The sequence below is a fragment of the Teichococcus aestuarii genome, from assembly GCF_003116135.1.
GTDB lineage: Bacteria > Pseudomonadota > Alphaproteobacteria > Acetobacterales > Acetobacteraceae > Pseudoroseomonas > Pseudoroseomonas aestuarii.
Map to the genome: position 1 here is coordinate 43488 of NZ_PDOA01000009.1, position 14572 is coordinate 58059.

General features: G+C 70.3%; 13 protein-coding genes. 9 read left to right on the plus strand and 4 right to left on the minus strand.

What is annotated here, in order from left to right; genetic code table 11:
• Nucleotide 1 precedes the first annotated feature (1 nt).
• Entirely contained in the window at nt 2-1504 is a 1503-nt protein-coding gene (locus tag CR165_RS14130) for a tripartite tricarboxylate transporter permease (RefSeq protein WP_109517649.1), read from the plus strand.
• 42 nt (nt 1505-1546) lie between these two features.
• On the opposite strand, the gene CR165_RS14135 is transcribed toward CR165_RS14130, so the two are convergent.
• On the minus strand, nt 1547-1816 hold the full coding sequence (locus CR165_RS14135; RefSeq protein WP_109517650.1) for an HU family DNA-binding protein: 270 nt from the start codon (nt 1814-1816) through the stop codon (nt 1547-1549).
• A 240-nt stretch (nt 1817-2056) separates the two neighbouring features.
• Between CR165_RS14135 and CR165_RS14140 the strand changes: the two genes are divergently transcribed.
• Nucleotides 2057-3184 (plus strand): GGDEF domain-containing protein, encoded by a 1128-nt coding sequence (locus tag CR165_RS14140; protein ID WP_109517651.1) that lies wholly within the window; start codon nt 2057-2059, stop codon nt 3182-3184.
• A gap of 9 nt (nt 3185-3193) precedes the next feature.
• Here CR165_RS14140 and CR165_RS14145 read toward each other — a convergent pair whose 3' ends face one another.
• On the minus strand, nt 3194-4387 hold the full coding sequence (locus tag CR165_RS14145) for an aminotransferase (protein WP_109517652.1): 1194 nt from the start codon (nt 4385-4387) through the stop codon (nt 3194-3196).
• A 387-nt stretch (nt 4388-4774) separates the two neighbouring features.
• On the opposite strand from CR165_RS14145, the gene CR165_RS14150 reads away from it, so the two are divergent.
• The 3 genes from CR165_RS14150 (at nt 4775) to CR165_RS14160 (ending at nt 8199) form a co-directional block, all read left to right on the plus strand.
• Nucleotides 4775-5113 carry a P-II family nitrogen regulator gene (locus CR165_RS14150; protein WP_109517653.1) on the plus strand — a complete coding sequence of 113 codons (339 nt, stop codon included), beginning with the start codon at nt 4775-4777 and terminating at the stop codon, nt 5111-5113.
• Between the two features lie 167 nt (nt 5114-5280).
• Nucleotides 5281-6711 carry a type I glutamate--ammonia ligase gene (gene glnA, locus CR165_RS14155; RefSeq protein WP_109517654.1) on the plus strand — a complete coding sequence of 477 codons (1431 nt, stop codon included), beginning with the start codon at nt 5281-5283 and terminating at the stop codon, nt 6709-6711.
• 198 nt (nt 6712-6909) lie between these two features.
• Nucleotides 6910-8199 carry an NCS2 family permease gene (locus tag CR165_RS14160; protein ID WP_181378167.1) on the plus strand — a complete coding sequence of 430 codons (1290 nt, stop codon included), beginning with the start codon at nt 6910-6912 and terminating at the stop codon, nt 8197-8199.
• Between the two features lie 70 nt (nt 8200-8269).
• On the opposite strand, the gene CR165_RS14165 is transcribed toward CR165_RS14160, so the two are convergent.
• Complete coding sequence (locus CR165_RS14165; RefSeq protein ID WP_109517656.1) at nt 8270-8803, minus strand: transglycosylase SLT domain-containing protein; 534 nt, start codon at nt 8801-8803, stop codon at nt 8270-8272.
• A gap of 314 nt (nt 8804-9117) precedes the next feature.
• Entirely contained in the window at nt 9118-9813 is a 696-nt protein-coding gene (locus CR165_RS14170) for a DUF1194 domain-containing protein (RefSeq protein WP_109517657.1), read from the minus strand.
• 294 nt (nt 9814-10107) lie between these two features.
• On the opposite strand from CR165_RS14170, the gene CR165_RS14175 reads away from it, so the two are divergent.
• The 4 genes from CR165_RS14175 (at nt 10108) to CR165_RS14190 (ending at nt 14557) form a co-directional block, all read left to right on the plus strand.
• The gene (locus tag CR165_RS14175) at nt 10108-11712 is read left to right on the plus strand and encodes a circularly permuted type 2 ATP-grasp protein (protein WP_456316319.1); all 1605 of its coding nucleotides are present in this window, start codon (nt 10108-10110) and stop codon (nt 11710-11712) included.
• 3 nt (nt 11713-11715) lie between these two features.
• On the plus strand, nt 11716-12666 hold the full coding sequence (locus CR165_RS14180; protein ID WP_109517658.1) for an alpha-E domain-containing protein: 951 nt from the start codon (nt 11716-11718) through the stop codon (nt 12664-12666).
• The gene (locus CR165_RS14185) at nt 12663-13430 is read left to right on the plus strand and encodes a proteasome-type protease (protein ID WP_109517659.1); all 768 of its coding nucleotides are present in this window, start codon (nt 12663-12665) and stop codon (nt 13428-13430) included. The genes CR165_RS14180 and CR165_RS14185 overlap by 4 nt, the downstream gene beginning before the upstream one ends.
• A gap of 104 nt (nt 13431-13534) precedes the next feature.
• Entirely contained in the window at nt 13535-14557 is a 1023-nt protein-coding gene (locus tag CR165_RS14190) for a glycoside hydrolase family 26 protein (protein ID WP_181378168.1), read from the plus strand.
• Nucleotides 14558-14572: the final 15 nt, after the last annotated feature.

A 14572-nucleotide genomic window follows, 5' to 3' on the forward strand; every position in this document is an offset into this window, starting at 1 on the left:
CATGGAAGCCTTCCTGAGCGGCATGGCGGTCCTGGCGGACCCCTTCATCCTCGGCATGACGGTGGCGGGCACGCTGCTCGGCGTGTTCGTCGGCGCGCTGCCCGGCATCGGCGGCAGCACCACGCTGGCGCTGCTGCTGCCGCTGACCATCGGCATCAACCCCATCGCCTCGCTCGCCTTCATGGGCGCGGTGTATTGCGGCGCCAATTTCGGCGGCTCGATCACCGCCATCCTGGTGAACAGCCCCGGTGACCCCTCGGCCTCGGCCACGGCGCTCGAGGGCTACAAGATGGCGGAGAAGGGCGAGGCGGGGCTGGCGCTCGGCATGTCCGCCGTCGCCAGCGCCATCGGCGGCATCTTCAGCGTCATCGTCATGATCGTGGCGGCGCCGCTGCTGGCGCGGGCGGCCTACAGCTTCGGCCCGCCGGAATACTTCGCGCTGGCGCTGTTCGGCCTTTCGATGTGCGCGGCGGTGGGCGGCGATTCCCCGGTGAAGAACCTCATCGCCGCGGCGTTCGGCGTGGCGCTCGCCACGGTCGGCATCGACCTGACCACCGGGGTGGAGCGCTTCACCTTCGGCCTCTACGACCTGACGGACGGGATCGGCTTCGTGCCCGTGCTGATCGGCCTGTTCGCGCTGGCGGAGATGTTCGACCAGGCCAGCCGCCAGCATTCCCTGGGCAAGCTGCTGAAGCTGGATTCCGTGCGTATCCCCGGCATGGCGGAGTTCCGCAAATGCGCCAGGAGCATCGTGCTGGGCAGCGGCCTCGGCACCTTCATCGGCGCGCTGCCGGCGCTCGGCGCCACCACCGCCGCGCTGGTCTCCTACAACGAGACGCGGCGCTGGTCGAAGCACAAGCATGAATTCGGCCATGGCGCGATCGAGGGCGTGGCGGGGCCGGAGGCGGCCAACAACTCGGCCGTCGGCGGCGCCATGGTGCCCACCCTGGCGCTCGGCATCCCCGGCAGCTCCACCACCGCCATCATGCTGGCGGCGCTGGTGGTGCAGGGCGTGCGCCCGGGGCCGCATCTGTTCAACGAGCAGCCGACGCTGCTCTACGCCGTCTTCGCCTCCATGCTGGCGGCCAACCTCATCTACCTCGTGCTGGGGCTGTATTCGGCGAAGCTCTTCGCGCGCATCAGCATGGTGCCGCCGGCGCTGCTGTGGCCGGCCGTCTTCGTCCTGTCGGTCATCGGCGCCTACGGGCCGAACCAGTCGATGGGCGAGGTCTACCTGATGCTGTTCTTCGGCGTGGTGGGGCTGCTGTTCCGCCGCCACGGCTTCTCGCCGGCGCCGCTGGTGATGGGTCTGGTGCTGGGCTCGCTGCTCGAGGAATCGCTGAAGCAGTCGCTGCTGATCTTCCAGGATGGCTGGGTGCTGGGCTTCCTGGGCCGGCCGATCGCGCTGCTGCTGATCGGCGTCACGCTGCTCGGGCTGGGCGCGCCCTGGGTGCTGCGGCTGGTGGCGCGGCTGCGCGGCCCTGCCGGCCGGCGGGTGGCCTGAGGCTGGCGGGCGGGGGGAGGAGAACCCCCGCCCGGCCGCCTGTCAGACCGCCTTCTTCAGGTTGGGCGAGGCCTTGAAGCGGACGGTCTTGCCCGCCTTGATCTTCACCGGCTCGCCGGTGCGGGGGTTCATGCCCTTGCGCGCCTTGGTCTTGCGCACGGCGAAGGTGCCGAAGCTGGGCAGGGTGAAGCCGCCATTCTTCTTCATTTCCTTGACGATGGCCGCAATCAGGTCACCGGCGGCACGATTGGCGGCGACGCCGGTGCAGCCCGTGGAATCCTGGATGACCTGGGAAATGAAGGCCTTCGACATATCTGACTTTGCTTTCTTTATCGGTAAGGTCGGTGCGTGGCGCCGGGTCTGGCGCGGCGCTGCTTAGCAATCCCGGCGGGGCTCCGCCAGCGGCCGCCCCTGTGGCCGGCACGCCACGCCGCAGGGCAGACATGTGACCCGGAAGGTCCATGCGATGCTGCAACAGGAAGCCGCGGCAGCGGGCCCTGACGAAGCCATGCTACAAGCTGCCAAAACCGCTTCAGACCTTCGGCCCGGACAATGTTTCCCCTGCCTGACGTCAGCACGGTCCGCCTATGCAGCCTGCTTCTGAGCATAGCCTTCACGGCGGTCTTCCTGGTCCTCTGGCGTGGCCGCGGGGAAGACGATCATCTGCTGCACTGGGCCCTCAGCTCGGCGCTCTACACGGCGGTGCTGCTGGGCTTCCAGCTCTTCACCGACACGCTGCCGCCATGGCCGGGAAGCCTGCTCTTCGCCTCGCTGGTGGGCAGCAACCTGCTGCTGATCAGCGGCGCTCGGGTGTTCGAGGGACCGCGGCCCTTCGCCGCCTGGATGCTGCTGCCGCTGCTGGGCTGCGCCCTGGCCTATTCCGCGCCGTTCTGGCTGGCGGCGTGGGGGCTTCCGCTGCCGATGCCTCAGGCCGGCCGGATCTGCGGCACGCTGGGATTGCTGGCTGGCGTCTGCCTGGTGGGCTGGGTGCTGCTGCGCGGGGGCGGCGCCGGATGGCGCGGCCGGCGCATCGCCGGGCTGGCGATGCTCGGCTATGTGCCGGGCTATGTCGTCGCCATCCTGCTGGAGTTCGATGGCGCGGCGAGGCTCAATGCCGCGGCCCTGCTGCCGATGCTGTCCGACCAGCTCCTGCTGGCGGTGCTGTATCTTGGCCTGCTGTCCATGCCGGGCGAGCGCGCCCAGCAGACCCTGCGCGAGGCCGCGCTGCGGGACCCGCTGACCGGTGCCTGGAACCGCGCCGGGCTGGAGGCGCAGCGGCCTGGGCTGGTCATGGCCGGCGCCGCGCTGATCCTGATCGACATCGACCATTTCAAGTCGATCAACGACCGGCACGGACACGCGGCGGGAGATGCGGTGCTGGCCTCTCTGGCCGCGCGGGCGGCGGCGCTGGCGGCGGAGCAAGGAGGGTGGCTGGCCCGGCTGGGCGGCGACGAGTTCGTCGCCGTGCTGCCGCATGCCTCGGCCGAGGAAGGGCAGCTCCTGGCCCGGCGGATGCGCGGCGCGGTGGCGGCCGGCGGGCCGGGGCTGCCGCCCTACACGGTCAGCCTGGGGCTGACCATGGTGGCCCCCGGCGAGGCCGGGCTGGAGCACGCCATGGCCCGTGCCGACGACCGGCTCTACCAGGCCAAGGCGCTGGGGCGAGACCAGCTCGCCCTCTGACGCGGGCCTTCAGCCAGCGGCGGCGAGGCTGGCCGGGCCGTGCGCCGCCTTCCAGGCCGCGAGGCGGGAGAGCGCCTCCTCCAGCACCTCCATCCGCTTGCAGAAGGCGAAGCGGACGAAGTGCTTCGGCGCGTCCGGCCCCGGATAGAAGGCGGAGACCGGGATCGCCGTCACCTTCGCCACCTCGGTCAGGTGACGGCAGAAGGCGATGTCGTCGCCGGCGAAGCCGAGTGGCGTGAAGTCGGCCGTGACGAAGTAGCTGCCGCGCGCCGGCAGCACGCCGAATCCGAGCGCCGCCAGCCCCTCGGCCAGCCGGTCCCGCTTGGCCTGCAGGTCGGTGGAGAGGCTCTCGAAATAGGCGTCGTCCTTCGCCAGCCCCACCGCCACGGCGCGCTGCAGGTTGGGCGCGGTGGTGAAGGTGAGGTTCTGGTGTGCCTTGGCCACGTTGGGCGCCAGCCCGCGGTCGGTGGTGATGTAGCCCACCTTCCAGCCGGTGAGGCTGAAGGTCTTGCCGGCCGAGCCGATTCGCATGCAGCGCTCGCGCATGCCGGGGAGCGTCATCAGCGGGATGTGGCGCCAGCCATCGAAGGTGAGGTGCTCATACACCTCGTCGCACACCGCGTAGGTGTCGTGGCGCTGGCACAGATCGGCGATGAAGGTCAGCTCGGCGGCGGTGAACACCTTGCTCGCCGGGTTCATCGGCGAGTTGAGCAGGATCGCCTTGGTCTTCGGGCCGAAGGCGGCGGCCAGCTCGGCACGCGGCAGCTCCCACTTGGGCGGGCTGAGGCGCACCAGCTTCGGCACCGCGCCCAGCAGCTTCACCACCGGCAGGTAGGTGTCGTAGAGCGGCTCCAGCAGCACCACCTCGTCGCCCGGGTTCAGCACGGCCATCAGGCAGGCGGTCAGCGCCTCGGTGGCGCCGGAGGTGACGATCACCTCCGAATCGGGGTCGATCTCCAGCCCGTAGAAGCGGCGGTTCGCCGCCGCCACGGCACGGCGCAGCTCCGGCAGGCCGGTCAGCGGCGGGTACTGGTTGCGGTTGTCGAGCAGCGCATCGGCGGCGGCGCGCACCACATCCTCCGGACCCTCGTAGTCCGGGAAGCCCTGGCCGAGATTGATGGCGCCATGCTGCATGGCGAGCGCCGACATGACGGTGAAGACGGTGGTGCCGGTCGCGGAGAGCAGGTCGTTCTGCGGCTTCATGGGCGGAATGCACTGTCCAACAGGGGTCCCGCGCGCGGGGCGGGGACGACGCGGCCCGCTGCTCCAGGGGAAGCCTCCCCCGCGCCCCGGCCCCGGGCGGAGGCGGATAATGGTGGGGCGCGCCGATGGGTGCAACCATGATGCTGTGCATGGCTGCCACTTCCGCGGGCAGGGTGCCTGCGATGCAGGCGAAGCGTGGCCTGGACCCCGCCAAAAACCCTTCGCACGCCATTGCCGGGCTGGCCTGGGGCGTGCGACACAGCAGGCGAGCCGCCCGCCGCCCAGGTCGGATGATCCGGAGACGGATCAGCCAGCAGCAGGGCGGAAACCCGGGAGGAAGGAAGGACGGACCGCGCACCCCAGCGGGGCGGTCCGTGAACGGAGCCGATGAAGAAGATCGAGGCGATCATCAAGCCCTTCAAGCTCGACGAGGTGAAGGACGCGCTGCACGAGATCGGGCTGCAGGGCCTGACCGTGGTCGAGGCCAAGGGCTTCGGGCGCCAGAAGGGCCACACCGAGCTGTATCGCGGCGCCGAATATGTCGTCGACTTCCTGCCGAAGGTGAAGATCGAGGTGGTCTGCGCCGACGATCTCGCCGAGCGCGCGATCGAGGCCATCCAGGCCGCCGCCCGCACGGGCCGCATCGGCGACGGCAAGATCTTCGTCTCGGATGTCTATGAGGTCATCCGCATCCGCACCGGTGAACGGGGCGAGGACGCGGTCTGACCATGGGGATTCCGCCCTCCGCCGCAGCCTGACCGGCGCGCGGCGGCGGGCGGCGCAGCACTGGCGGGCGCGCGCATGGCGCGCGCGCCGCCGAACGGGACGGGGGAAGGGCCCCGGCCCGTCTAATACCGACGATGAGTGTCGTTAGGGGAACAGGACCGCACACGATGGCGAAGAAGACCGCAGCGCCCAGCGCCGTCTCCAAGGTCATGGAGATGATCAAGGAGAACAGCGTCGAGTACGTGGATTTCCGGTTCACGGACCCGCGCGGCAAGTGGCAGCACACCGCGCAGCACGTCTCCACCATCGAGGAGGAGATGTTCACCGACGGCATCATGTTCGATGGCTCCTCCATCGCCGGCTGGAAGGCGATCAACGAGTCCGACATGATCCTGATGCCGGACGCCGAGTCCGCCTGCATGGACCCGTTCGCCGCGAAGCCGCAGCTGATCCTGTTCTGCGACATCATCGAGCCCTCGACCGGCCAGGCCTACAGCCGCGACCCGCGCTCGACTGCCAAGAAGGCCGAGGCCTACCTGGCCTCCACCGGCATCGGTGACACCGCCTTCTTCGGCCCCGAGGCCGAGTTCTTCATCTTCGACAACGTGAAGTTCGGCACGGGCGGCAATTACGGCATCTACCAGCTCGAGAGCATCGAGGGCCCCGGCGCCAGCCTGAAGGACTATCCGGAAGGCAACATGGGCCACCGCCCGGGCGTGAAGGGCGGCTACTTCCCGGTGAATCCGGTCGACAGCGAGGTCGACCTGCGCGCCGAGATGCTGTCCACCATGATCGAGATGGGCGTCGCCGGCGAGAAGCACCACCATGAGGTGGCGCAGTCGCAGCACGAGCTGGGCACCAAGTTCGGTCCGCTGGTGATGCAGGCCGATCACATGCAGATCTACAAGTATGTGATCCACAACGTCGCCCACAGCTACGGCAAGTCCGCGACGTTCATGCCGAAGCCGATCTACGGCGACAACGGCTCGGGCATGCACGTGCACCAGTCCATCTGGAAGGCCGGCAAGCCGCTCTTCGCGGGCAACGGCTATGCCGACCTGTCCGACTACGCGCTGTGGTACATCGGCGGCATCATCAAGCATGCCAAGTCGCTGAACGCCTTCACCAACCCCAGCACGAACTCGTACAAGCGCCTGATCCCGGGCTTCGAGGCCCCCGTGCTGCTGGCCTACTCGGCCCGCAACCGCTCGGCCTCCTGCCGCATCCCGTATGCGACGAACCCGAAGGCCAAGCGCGTCGAGGTCCGCTTCCCCGACCCGACGGCGAACCCCTACCTGGCCTTCGCCGCCATGCTGATGGCCGGCCTCGACGGCATCAAGAACAAGATCCACCCGGGCGAAGCCATGGACAAGGATCTGTACGACCTGCCGCCCGAGGAGCTGAAGGGCATCCCGACGGTGTGCGGCTCGCTGCGCGAGGCGCTGGAGTCCCTCGCCGCCGACCACGAGTACCTGCTCGCCGGCGACGTGTTCTCCAAGGACCAGATCGAGAGCTACATCGAGCTGAAGTGGCAGGATGTGTATCGCTTCGAGCACACCCCGCACCCGGTCGAGTTCGAGATGTACTACTCCGTCTGATTTTTCCGTCGGCTGCCGGCCAGGGTGGGGAGGGGAGAGATCCCGCTCCGCCCTGGTGCGGGTGGCGATGGGGTCAGCCGAAGGGCCGGCGGGGCTTTGCTCCGCCGGCCCTTCGCGTATCCGGGCGGCGGCAATTGTGAAGGCCCTGTGACCACCGGTAGGATGCTGCATCACAGCATCACGCGGAGCACCCCCGCCTTGGAACGTTTCTTCGAGCTGGCCGAGCGCGGCACCACACCGCGCCGGGAGATGATGGCCGGCCTCGCCACCTTCCTCACCATGGCCTACATCGTCGTCGTCAACCCCGGCATGATGGCGGCCGCCGGCATCGACCATGGCGCCGCCTTCGTCGCCACCTGCCTCGCCGCCGCCATCGGCTCGGCGCTGATGGGGCTGCTGGCCAACTACCCCGTGGCGCTGGCGCCGGGCATGGGGCTGAACGCCTATTTCGCCTTCGCCGTGGTGGGGGGCATGGGCATCTCCTGGCAGGTGGCGCTGGGGGCGGTGTTCATCTCCGGCCTCATCTTCTTCGCCGTCTCCGTCACCGGCTTCCGCGAATGGCTGATCAACGCCATCCCGCTCTCCCTCAAGCTCGGCATCGCCGCCGGCATCGGCTTCTTCCTCGGGCTGATCGGGCTGCGCGGCATGGGGCTGGTGGTGGACAACCCGGCCACGCTGGTGGGCCTCGGCTCCTTCCGCGAGCCGGCGACGCTGCTCTCCTGCCTGGGCTTCATCCTCATCGCCGGGCTGGTGGCGCGCGGCGTCACGGGTGGCATCGTCATCGGCATCCTGGCCACGGCGCTGCTCGGCATCCCCTTCGGGCTCACCACCTTCAACGGCGTCTTCGCCATGCCGCCCTCGCTGGCGCCCACCTTCCTGCAGATGGACCTGGCCGGCGCGCTGGGCCTCGGCCTGGTCGGCATCGTCTTCACCTTCTTCCTGGTGGACCTGCTCGACAATGCCGGCACGCTGATCGCCACCACCCACCGCGCCGGGCTGATGAACAAGGACGGCTCCGTGCCGCGCCTCGGCCGCGCGCTGATGGCCGATTCCGGCGGCGCCATGATCGGCGCGGCGCTCGGCACCTCCACCACGGTGAGCTACATCGAGAGTGCCGCCGGCGTGCAGGCGGGCGGCCGCACCGGCCTCACCGCGCTCACCGTCGCCGCGCTGTTCCTGCTGACGCTGTTCCTGGCGCCGCTCGCCACCTCCATCCCGGCCTTCGCCACGGCGCCGGCGCTGGTGCTGGTGGCCTGCCTGATGGCCCAGAGCCTGCGCGACATCGCCTGGGACGACACCACGGAATACCTGCCCGCCATCGTCACGGCGCTGGCCATGCCCTTCACCTTCTCGATCGCCACCGGCATCGGCCTCGGCTTCATCGCCTATGCGCTGGTGAAGGTGGTGGCGGGGCGCGCCGGCCAGGTGGGAGGCGCGGTGTGGGTCATCGCCGCCGCCTCGGCGCTGAAGTTCTGGCTGCAGAGCTGAGGCCGCGGGGCCATCTCCCGTTGCGCGGGAGATGGCCCCGGACGGTGCCGCCCGGCGCCCGCGCGGCCGTTCAGTCGCTGGCTTCGGCCAGCTCCAGATGCGCCTGGGCGTCGCGGCGCAGGCGGGCCGCCTGGGTCTTGCCGCAGGCCGGGTTGCCCAGGATGCGGTAGCCGGGCCGCACCACCTGCAGCTTCGCCTCGACACGGCAGACCAGCTTCTCGGCGTTGGGGCCGCCGCCATTCCAGCGCCGCAGGGCATCCGCCCAGTTGCCGGAATTGTTGTAGTGCCGGCGCAGATAGCCCGCCGCCCAATCCGCCGAGCGCGCGGCATCCAGCGGCCAGTCCTGCCCGGCGCTGGCATGCACCCGGGTGTTGACCTGCAGGCAGCCCGCCATCACGGACTGGCTGGCCTTGGCGCCGGCCAGGATGGCCCGCGCCTCGGACCGGCTCTCCGGGTAATAGGCGCGGCCGCCGACGCTCAGCGCATGGGCATGCAGCCCCGATTCCGCCAGCGCGATGGCCACCAGCAGGCCTTCCGGCAGGTCGTGCTTCTTCTCCGCGGTCCGGGCGGCGGCAAGGCAGGCCGAACGGGGCCCGGACGCCATGGCCGGCGTGGACAGCAGGGCGGGAGCTCCCAGCAGGAAGGCTCCCAGGATGAGCCCCGGCCACCGTCTTGGTGGTGCTTTTCGGGGTCTTGCGTGGGCGCCCCTGGGGCGGGGCGATGAGGCGCTCCGTGCCTGCTGGCACGGGAACGCCGCGGGGCGTGGGCGGTGCGGGGGCACCACCCTGCGGGTCGCGGACGTCATGGAAACTTCGCTAGCACGGACCGGTGAACGATCCCAACAAAAAAAGCCGCCGCGATTCGCGCTAAGGCCTTGCCTCGCAAGGGTTAAATTAACTTTTGTTCCGAATCTGAAATTCAGGCGATCTCGCGCACCAGCTTGGCGCGCAGGGCCCGGGCGAAGTCCTCCCGCCCCGAGGCGGCCATCACGAAGGCCCCGGGGCCGCCGATCACGGTCCGCGCATAGGTCTCCTCGAGCCCCGGCCGGCCCTCCAGGATGGCCAGCGCGTTGATGGTGATGCCGGCCGCCACGGCCGCGTCGCGCGCCTCGGGGGCGGGGCGGTGGCCGCGCATGTCCGGCGCGTCGCCCGAGAGGTCGATCACCGCCCGCGTCGCCTCGAAGGGGCAGGCGCCGAGCAGCGCGGCCGCGTGGTCCAGCGCGTCGCCGATGGCGTTCCAGCTCTGGCGGGAGCGCGGCGCGTCGCGAAAGGCCCGGGCCAGGGCGGCGGCGCCGGCCGCGTCGGCCACGGCGTGCCAGGGCACCACCGTCTCGGCGCCGCCGGGCGCGCCCCATTCCACCATCGCCACCGCGATCCGCCCCAGCATGCCGCCGCGGATCGCCGCCAGCACGGCCGGGTGCGTCACCGCCTCGGCGCAGCCCTCGCGCTGCAGGCGGAAATCCGCCGCATCGATGCTGCCGGAGGCATCCACCGCCAGCACCAGCGCCATGTCCACAGGCGTGTCCGAGGCGGGCTGGGCGAGGGCGGGGGCGGGGCCCTGGGGCGCGGCGGCGCCAAGGGCGGCAGGCAAGGCGAGGAGATGGCGGCGTCGCATCCGGTCGCTCCCTGTGACGGACCCATTCTCGGGCCGGCCCGGCAGCCTCCGGCGCCGGGCCGGCCGCGGTCAAGGCCGGACCGCCCGGGGTGCGGGCAGCGGATGCCACCGGCTTGGGCAACCCCGCGTGATCGGCGGCCCCGGCAGCGTCATCTTCACCGTAAGCCGGCTTGCGCAGCAGGCCGGGGCCTTGCTCAATTGACGCGGGCGTTGTTCCTCGTGTGGAACCTTGCGGGGGCAGGACCCTTCACGCAGGAGCAATGCCGCGCAACCAGTGAGGACGCCGGAACCACCGTGGCCGATCGCCCTGCCTCCGCCTTCGACGAGATGCACGCCAATGGCGTCATCCGCCCCCCCTATGCCGAAATGGCCCGCTTCCTGGAAGCCACGGGACAGGACGCGCTCGACCAGAAGCGGCGTGAGGCGGAGGTTCTGTTCCGCCGCATCGGCGTCACCTTCGCCGTCTACACCGAGGGCGGCGACCCGGAGCGGCTGATCCCCTTCGACGTCATCCCCCGCATTCTCTCGCGTGAGGAGTGGGAGCGCCTCTCGAAGGGGCTGGAGCAGCGGGTACGGGCACTCAACGCCTTCCTGGCCGACGTGTACGGGCCGCAGGAGATCATCAAGGCCGGGCGCATCCCGGCCGAGCTGGTGCGGGAGAATGAGGGCTTCCTGCCGCAGATGGTGGGCTTCACCCCGCCGGGCGGGGTCTACACCGTCATCTCCGGCATCGACCTGGTGCGCACCGGGCCGGACGAGTTCTATGTGCTGGAGGACAATTGCCGCACGCCCTCCGGCGTCTCCTACATGCTGGAGAACCGGGAGGCGATGCTGCGCCTGTTCCCGGACGTGTTCACCCGCCACCGCATCGCCCCCGTCAGCCACTACCCCGAGGAGCTGCTGGAGACGCTGAAGAGCCTGGCGCCGCCGGGCTGCGATGGCGGGCCGAAGGTGGTGGTGCTGACCCCCGGCCCCTACAACAGCGCCTATTACGAGCATTCCTTCCTGGCCGACGAGATGGGCGTCGAGCTGGTGGAGGGCGCCGATCTCTTCGTGCGCGACAGGGTGGTGTACATGCGCACCACCGCCGGCCCGCAGCGCGTCGACGTCATCTACCGCCGCATCGACGACGAGTACCTCGACCCGGAGGCGTTCCGCCCCGACAGTGCGCTCGGCGTGCCCGGGCTGATGGCGGCCTACCGCGCCGGCAATGTGGCGCTGGCCAACGCGCCCGGCGCTGGCATCGCCGATGACAAGGCGGTCTACCCCTACGTGCCGGAGATGGTGCGCTTCTACCTCAACGAGGAGCCGATCCTCTCCAACGTGCCCACCTTCATGTGCGAGCGCGAATCGGACCGGGACTACGTGCTGGCCAATCTCGACAAGCTGGTGGTGAAGCTGGCGCGCGGCTCGGGCGGCTACGGCATGCTTGTCGGGCCGCACGCGACGGAGGAGCAGCGCGCCGATTTCGCGCAGCGCATCAAGGCCCGCCCCGGCGACTACATCGCCCAGCCGACCCTCGCCCTCTCCACCGTGCCGACCCTGTGCGACAGCGGCATCGCGCCGCGCCATGTCGACCTGCGGCCCTTCGTGCTGTTCGGCCGCACCATCCGCATCGTGCCGGGCGGGCTGACGCGCGTGGCGCTGCGCGAGGGCTCGCTGGTGGTCAATTCGAGCCAGGGCGGCGGCACCAAGGACACCTGGGTGCTGGACGATGCACCCCCCGCCCAAGGCCAGAGCCAGTCGGCCGCCGGCATGCGCCAGACGATGGGCGGCATGAGCCAGGGCATGGGCGGCATGACGCAGATCATGGGCGACATGAGCCAGAGCCTCGGCATGCCCGCGCCCGACCCAACCCCGGCGGCGCCCGCCAACGACACCCCCCGGGGAGACCGCTGAGCAATGCTCTCCCGCACCGCCGACAGCCTGTTCTGGCTCGGGCGCTATTCCGAGCGCGCCGGCAATGTGGCGCGCGGCCTGGCCGCGACGCTGCGCATGGCGCTGCTCGCCGACCCGCTGAGCGCCGCCGACGAGGAATGGCGCGCGCTGATGATCGCCACCGGCTGCGAGCCCGCCTTCCGCACCCGGCACGAGGTGCTGGCGCAGGAGGCCGCCATCCAGTGGCTGACGCTCGACGCGGAGAACCCAGCCGGCATCGCCGCCTGCGTGGAAGCCGCGCGGCGCAACGCCCGCACCGTGCGCACCGCGCTCACCGTCGACATGTGGGAGGCGATCAACGACACCTGGATCGAGTTCCGCCGCCTCGATTCCAGCGCCATCAAGGGCGACCGGCTGCCCGGCTTCCTCGACTGGGTGAAGTCCCGCACCCTGCTGTTCAACGGCGCCGCGGCCGACACGATGCTGCGCGACGACGCCTGGCGCTTCTGCCATCTCGGCACCGTGCTGGAGCGGGCCGACAACACGGCGCGGCTGCTCGACGTGCGCCACGCCGCCTTCGAACCCGGCGCTGCGGCGGATGCGGCGAACTACGCGCAGTGGCAGGCGGTGCTGCGCTCCGTCTCGGCGCTGCGCGCCTTCCAGCACGTCTATCATGCGCGCCTTGACCCGACCCAGGTGGCGGAGCTGCTGATCCTGCGGCCCGAGTTGCCGCGCTCGCTGCTCGCCTGCTACCGCCGCGTGGAGCAGACGCTGGACTCGATCGCGACGGCCAATGGCGGCGCGCGCGGCGAGTGCCACCGCCTGGCCGGGGCCATGCACGCCAAGCTGCGCTACGGCCGCATCGACGGGCTGCTGGCCGGCGGGCTGCACGAGTTCCTCACCGGCGTGATCGACCAGAACATCACGCTCGGCCAGGAGATCGGCCGCCTCTACCTGAACGGGCGGCAGCCGTGACCTACTGCGTCGGTCTCTGGCTGCGCGAGGGGCTGGTGATGCTGGCCGACACCCGCACCAATGCGGGCGTCGACCACATCTCGACCTTCTCCAAGATGTACACCGCCACCGCGCCGGGCGAGCGGATGCTGTGCCTGATGGCGGCCGGCAACCTGGCCATCACCCAGGCGGTGTGGAACCACCTGAGCGAGGGCGTGATGCTGGAGGAGGAGCGGCACACGCTGTTCTCCGTGCCCAGCATGTTCCGCGCGGCGCAGCTCGTCGGCGCCGCCATCCGCTCGGTCTATGAGACGGACGGCCCCATGCTGAAGGCGCAGGGGGTGGGGTTCGACGTCTCCATCATGCTGGGCGGGCAGATCGCCGGCGGGCCGGTGCGGCTGTATCTCGTCTATGCGGCCGGCAACTTCATCGAGGCGACGCCGGACACGCCCTTCCTGCAGATCGGCGAGCACAAATACGGCAAGCCGATCCTCGACCGCGCGCTGCGGCACGAGACCAGCCTGGAGGACGGCATCAAGCTCACCCTCGTCAGCATGGACAGCACGCTGCGCTCCAACCTGACGGTGGGGATGCCGCTGGACCTGCTGGTCTATGAGGCCGACACCCACGCAGTGCGCCTGCAGCGGCGCATCACCGAGGAGGAGCCGTATTTCCGCGGCCTGCGGGAGAGCTGGTCCGAGGCGCTGCGCGAGGCCTACCGGCGCATGCCGGCGCCGGACTGGGCGGCTCCCATCGGCCCGGCGGGCGGGGCAGGGGCGGGCTGAACAGGCCGACAGCGCCCAACACATCCGCGCCAGGAGGCTTTACCGGGCCTCCCGGCATACCGATCAATCCCGCCATGATGCGATGCGGAAAGAACGGAGGCACCATGCGGCAGCAGGCGAAGCGGATGCAGGCCGGAGACGGGCGCCCCGCCCTGGATGGCACGCGGTGGCAGCGCGGCCCCTGGCGGCGCTGGCTGCGGCCGGCGCTGGCCCTGCCGCTGCTGGCCGGGCTGGCCGCCACGCCCGCCTGGGCGCCCATGGCCCAGGCGGCGCCGCTCGGCGTCTATGGCGCCAACGACGCGAAGCTGGTGCGGGAATTCGAGGACTGGCTGGGCTGCAAGGTCGAGCACCTGATGATCTTCACCGGGCAGCGCACCTGGGAGGAGATCGGCAAGCCGCAATGGTTCATCCAGCAATTCGCGAGTTATGACCTGCCGGCGCTGTGGTCCGTCGCCATGATCCCGAAGAACTCCAGCCTGCGCGAGGCGGCCAGCGGCCGCTACAACCGCTACTACACCGATGCGGCGCGCGAGCTGGCGCGCACCAAGCCCTTCCCGGACGGCACCATCCGCATCCGCCTCGGCTGGGAGATGAACGGCGACTGGTTCCCCTGGGCGGCGCAGGGCAAGGAGGCGGATTTCGTCGCCACCTTCCGCCACATCGTCAATTCCTTCCGCGCCGTGTCGGACAGGTTCCGCTTCGAGTGGAACATCAACTACGGCGAGACGATGGACCCGGCGAAGGCCTATCCGGGCGATGCGTATGTCGACATCATCGGCATGGATTTCTACTGGAAGAAGCAGTACCTGCCCTCCGACCCGGTGCGCGCCTTCGAGGCGATCCGCGACAACCGCTATGGCCTCCGCTACATCGAGGACTTCGCGAAGCGCCGCGGCAAGCCCACCGCCTATTCGGAGTGGGGCGTGCAGGGCGACGATGCCGGCCCCTTCATCCAGCGCTTCCGCGAGTGGGTGAGCCAGCACAACGTGCTCTACACCAACTACTGGAACCACGACGCCGACTATGCCGGGAAGATCTCCGGCAACACCTGGCCGAGGACCGGCGCCGCCTTCCGCCAGGCCTTCTGCGCCCCCGGCGCCAGCGCCCGCACCGTGCCGTCCCGCTGACGGCGGGACCCCGCG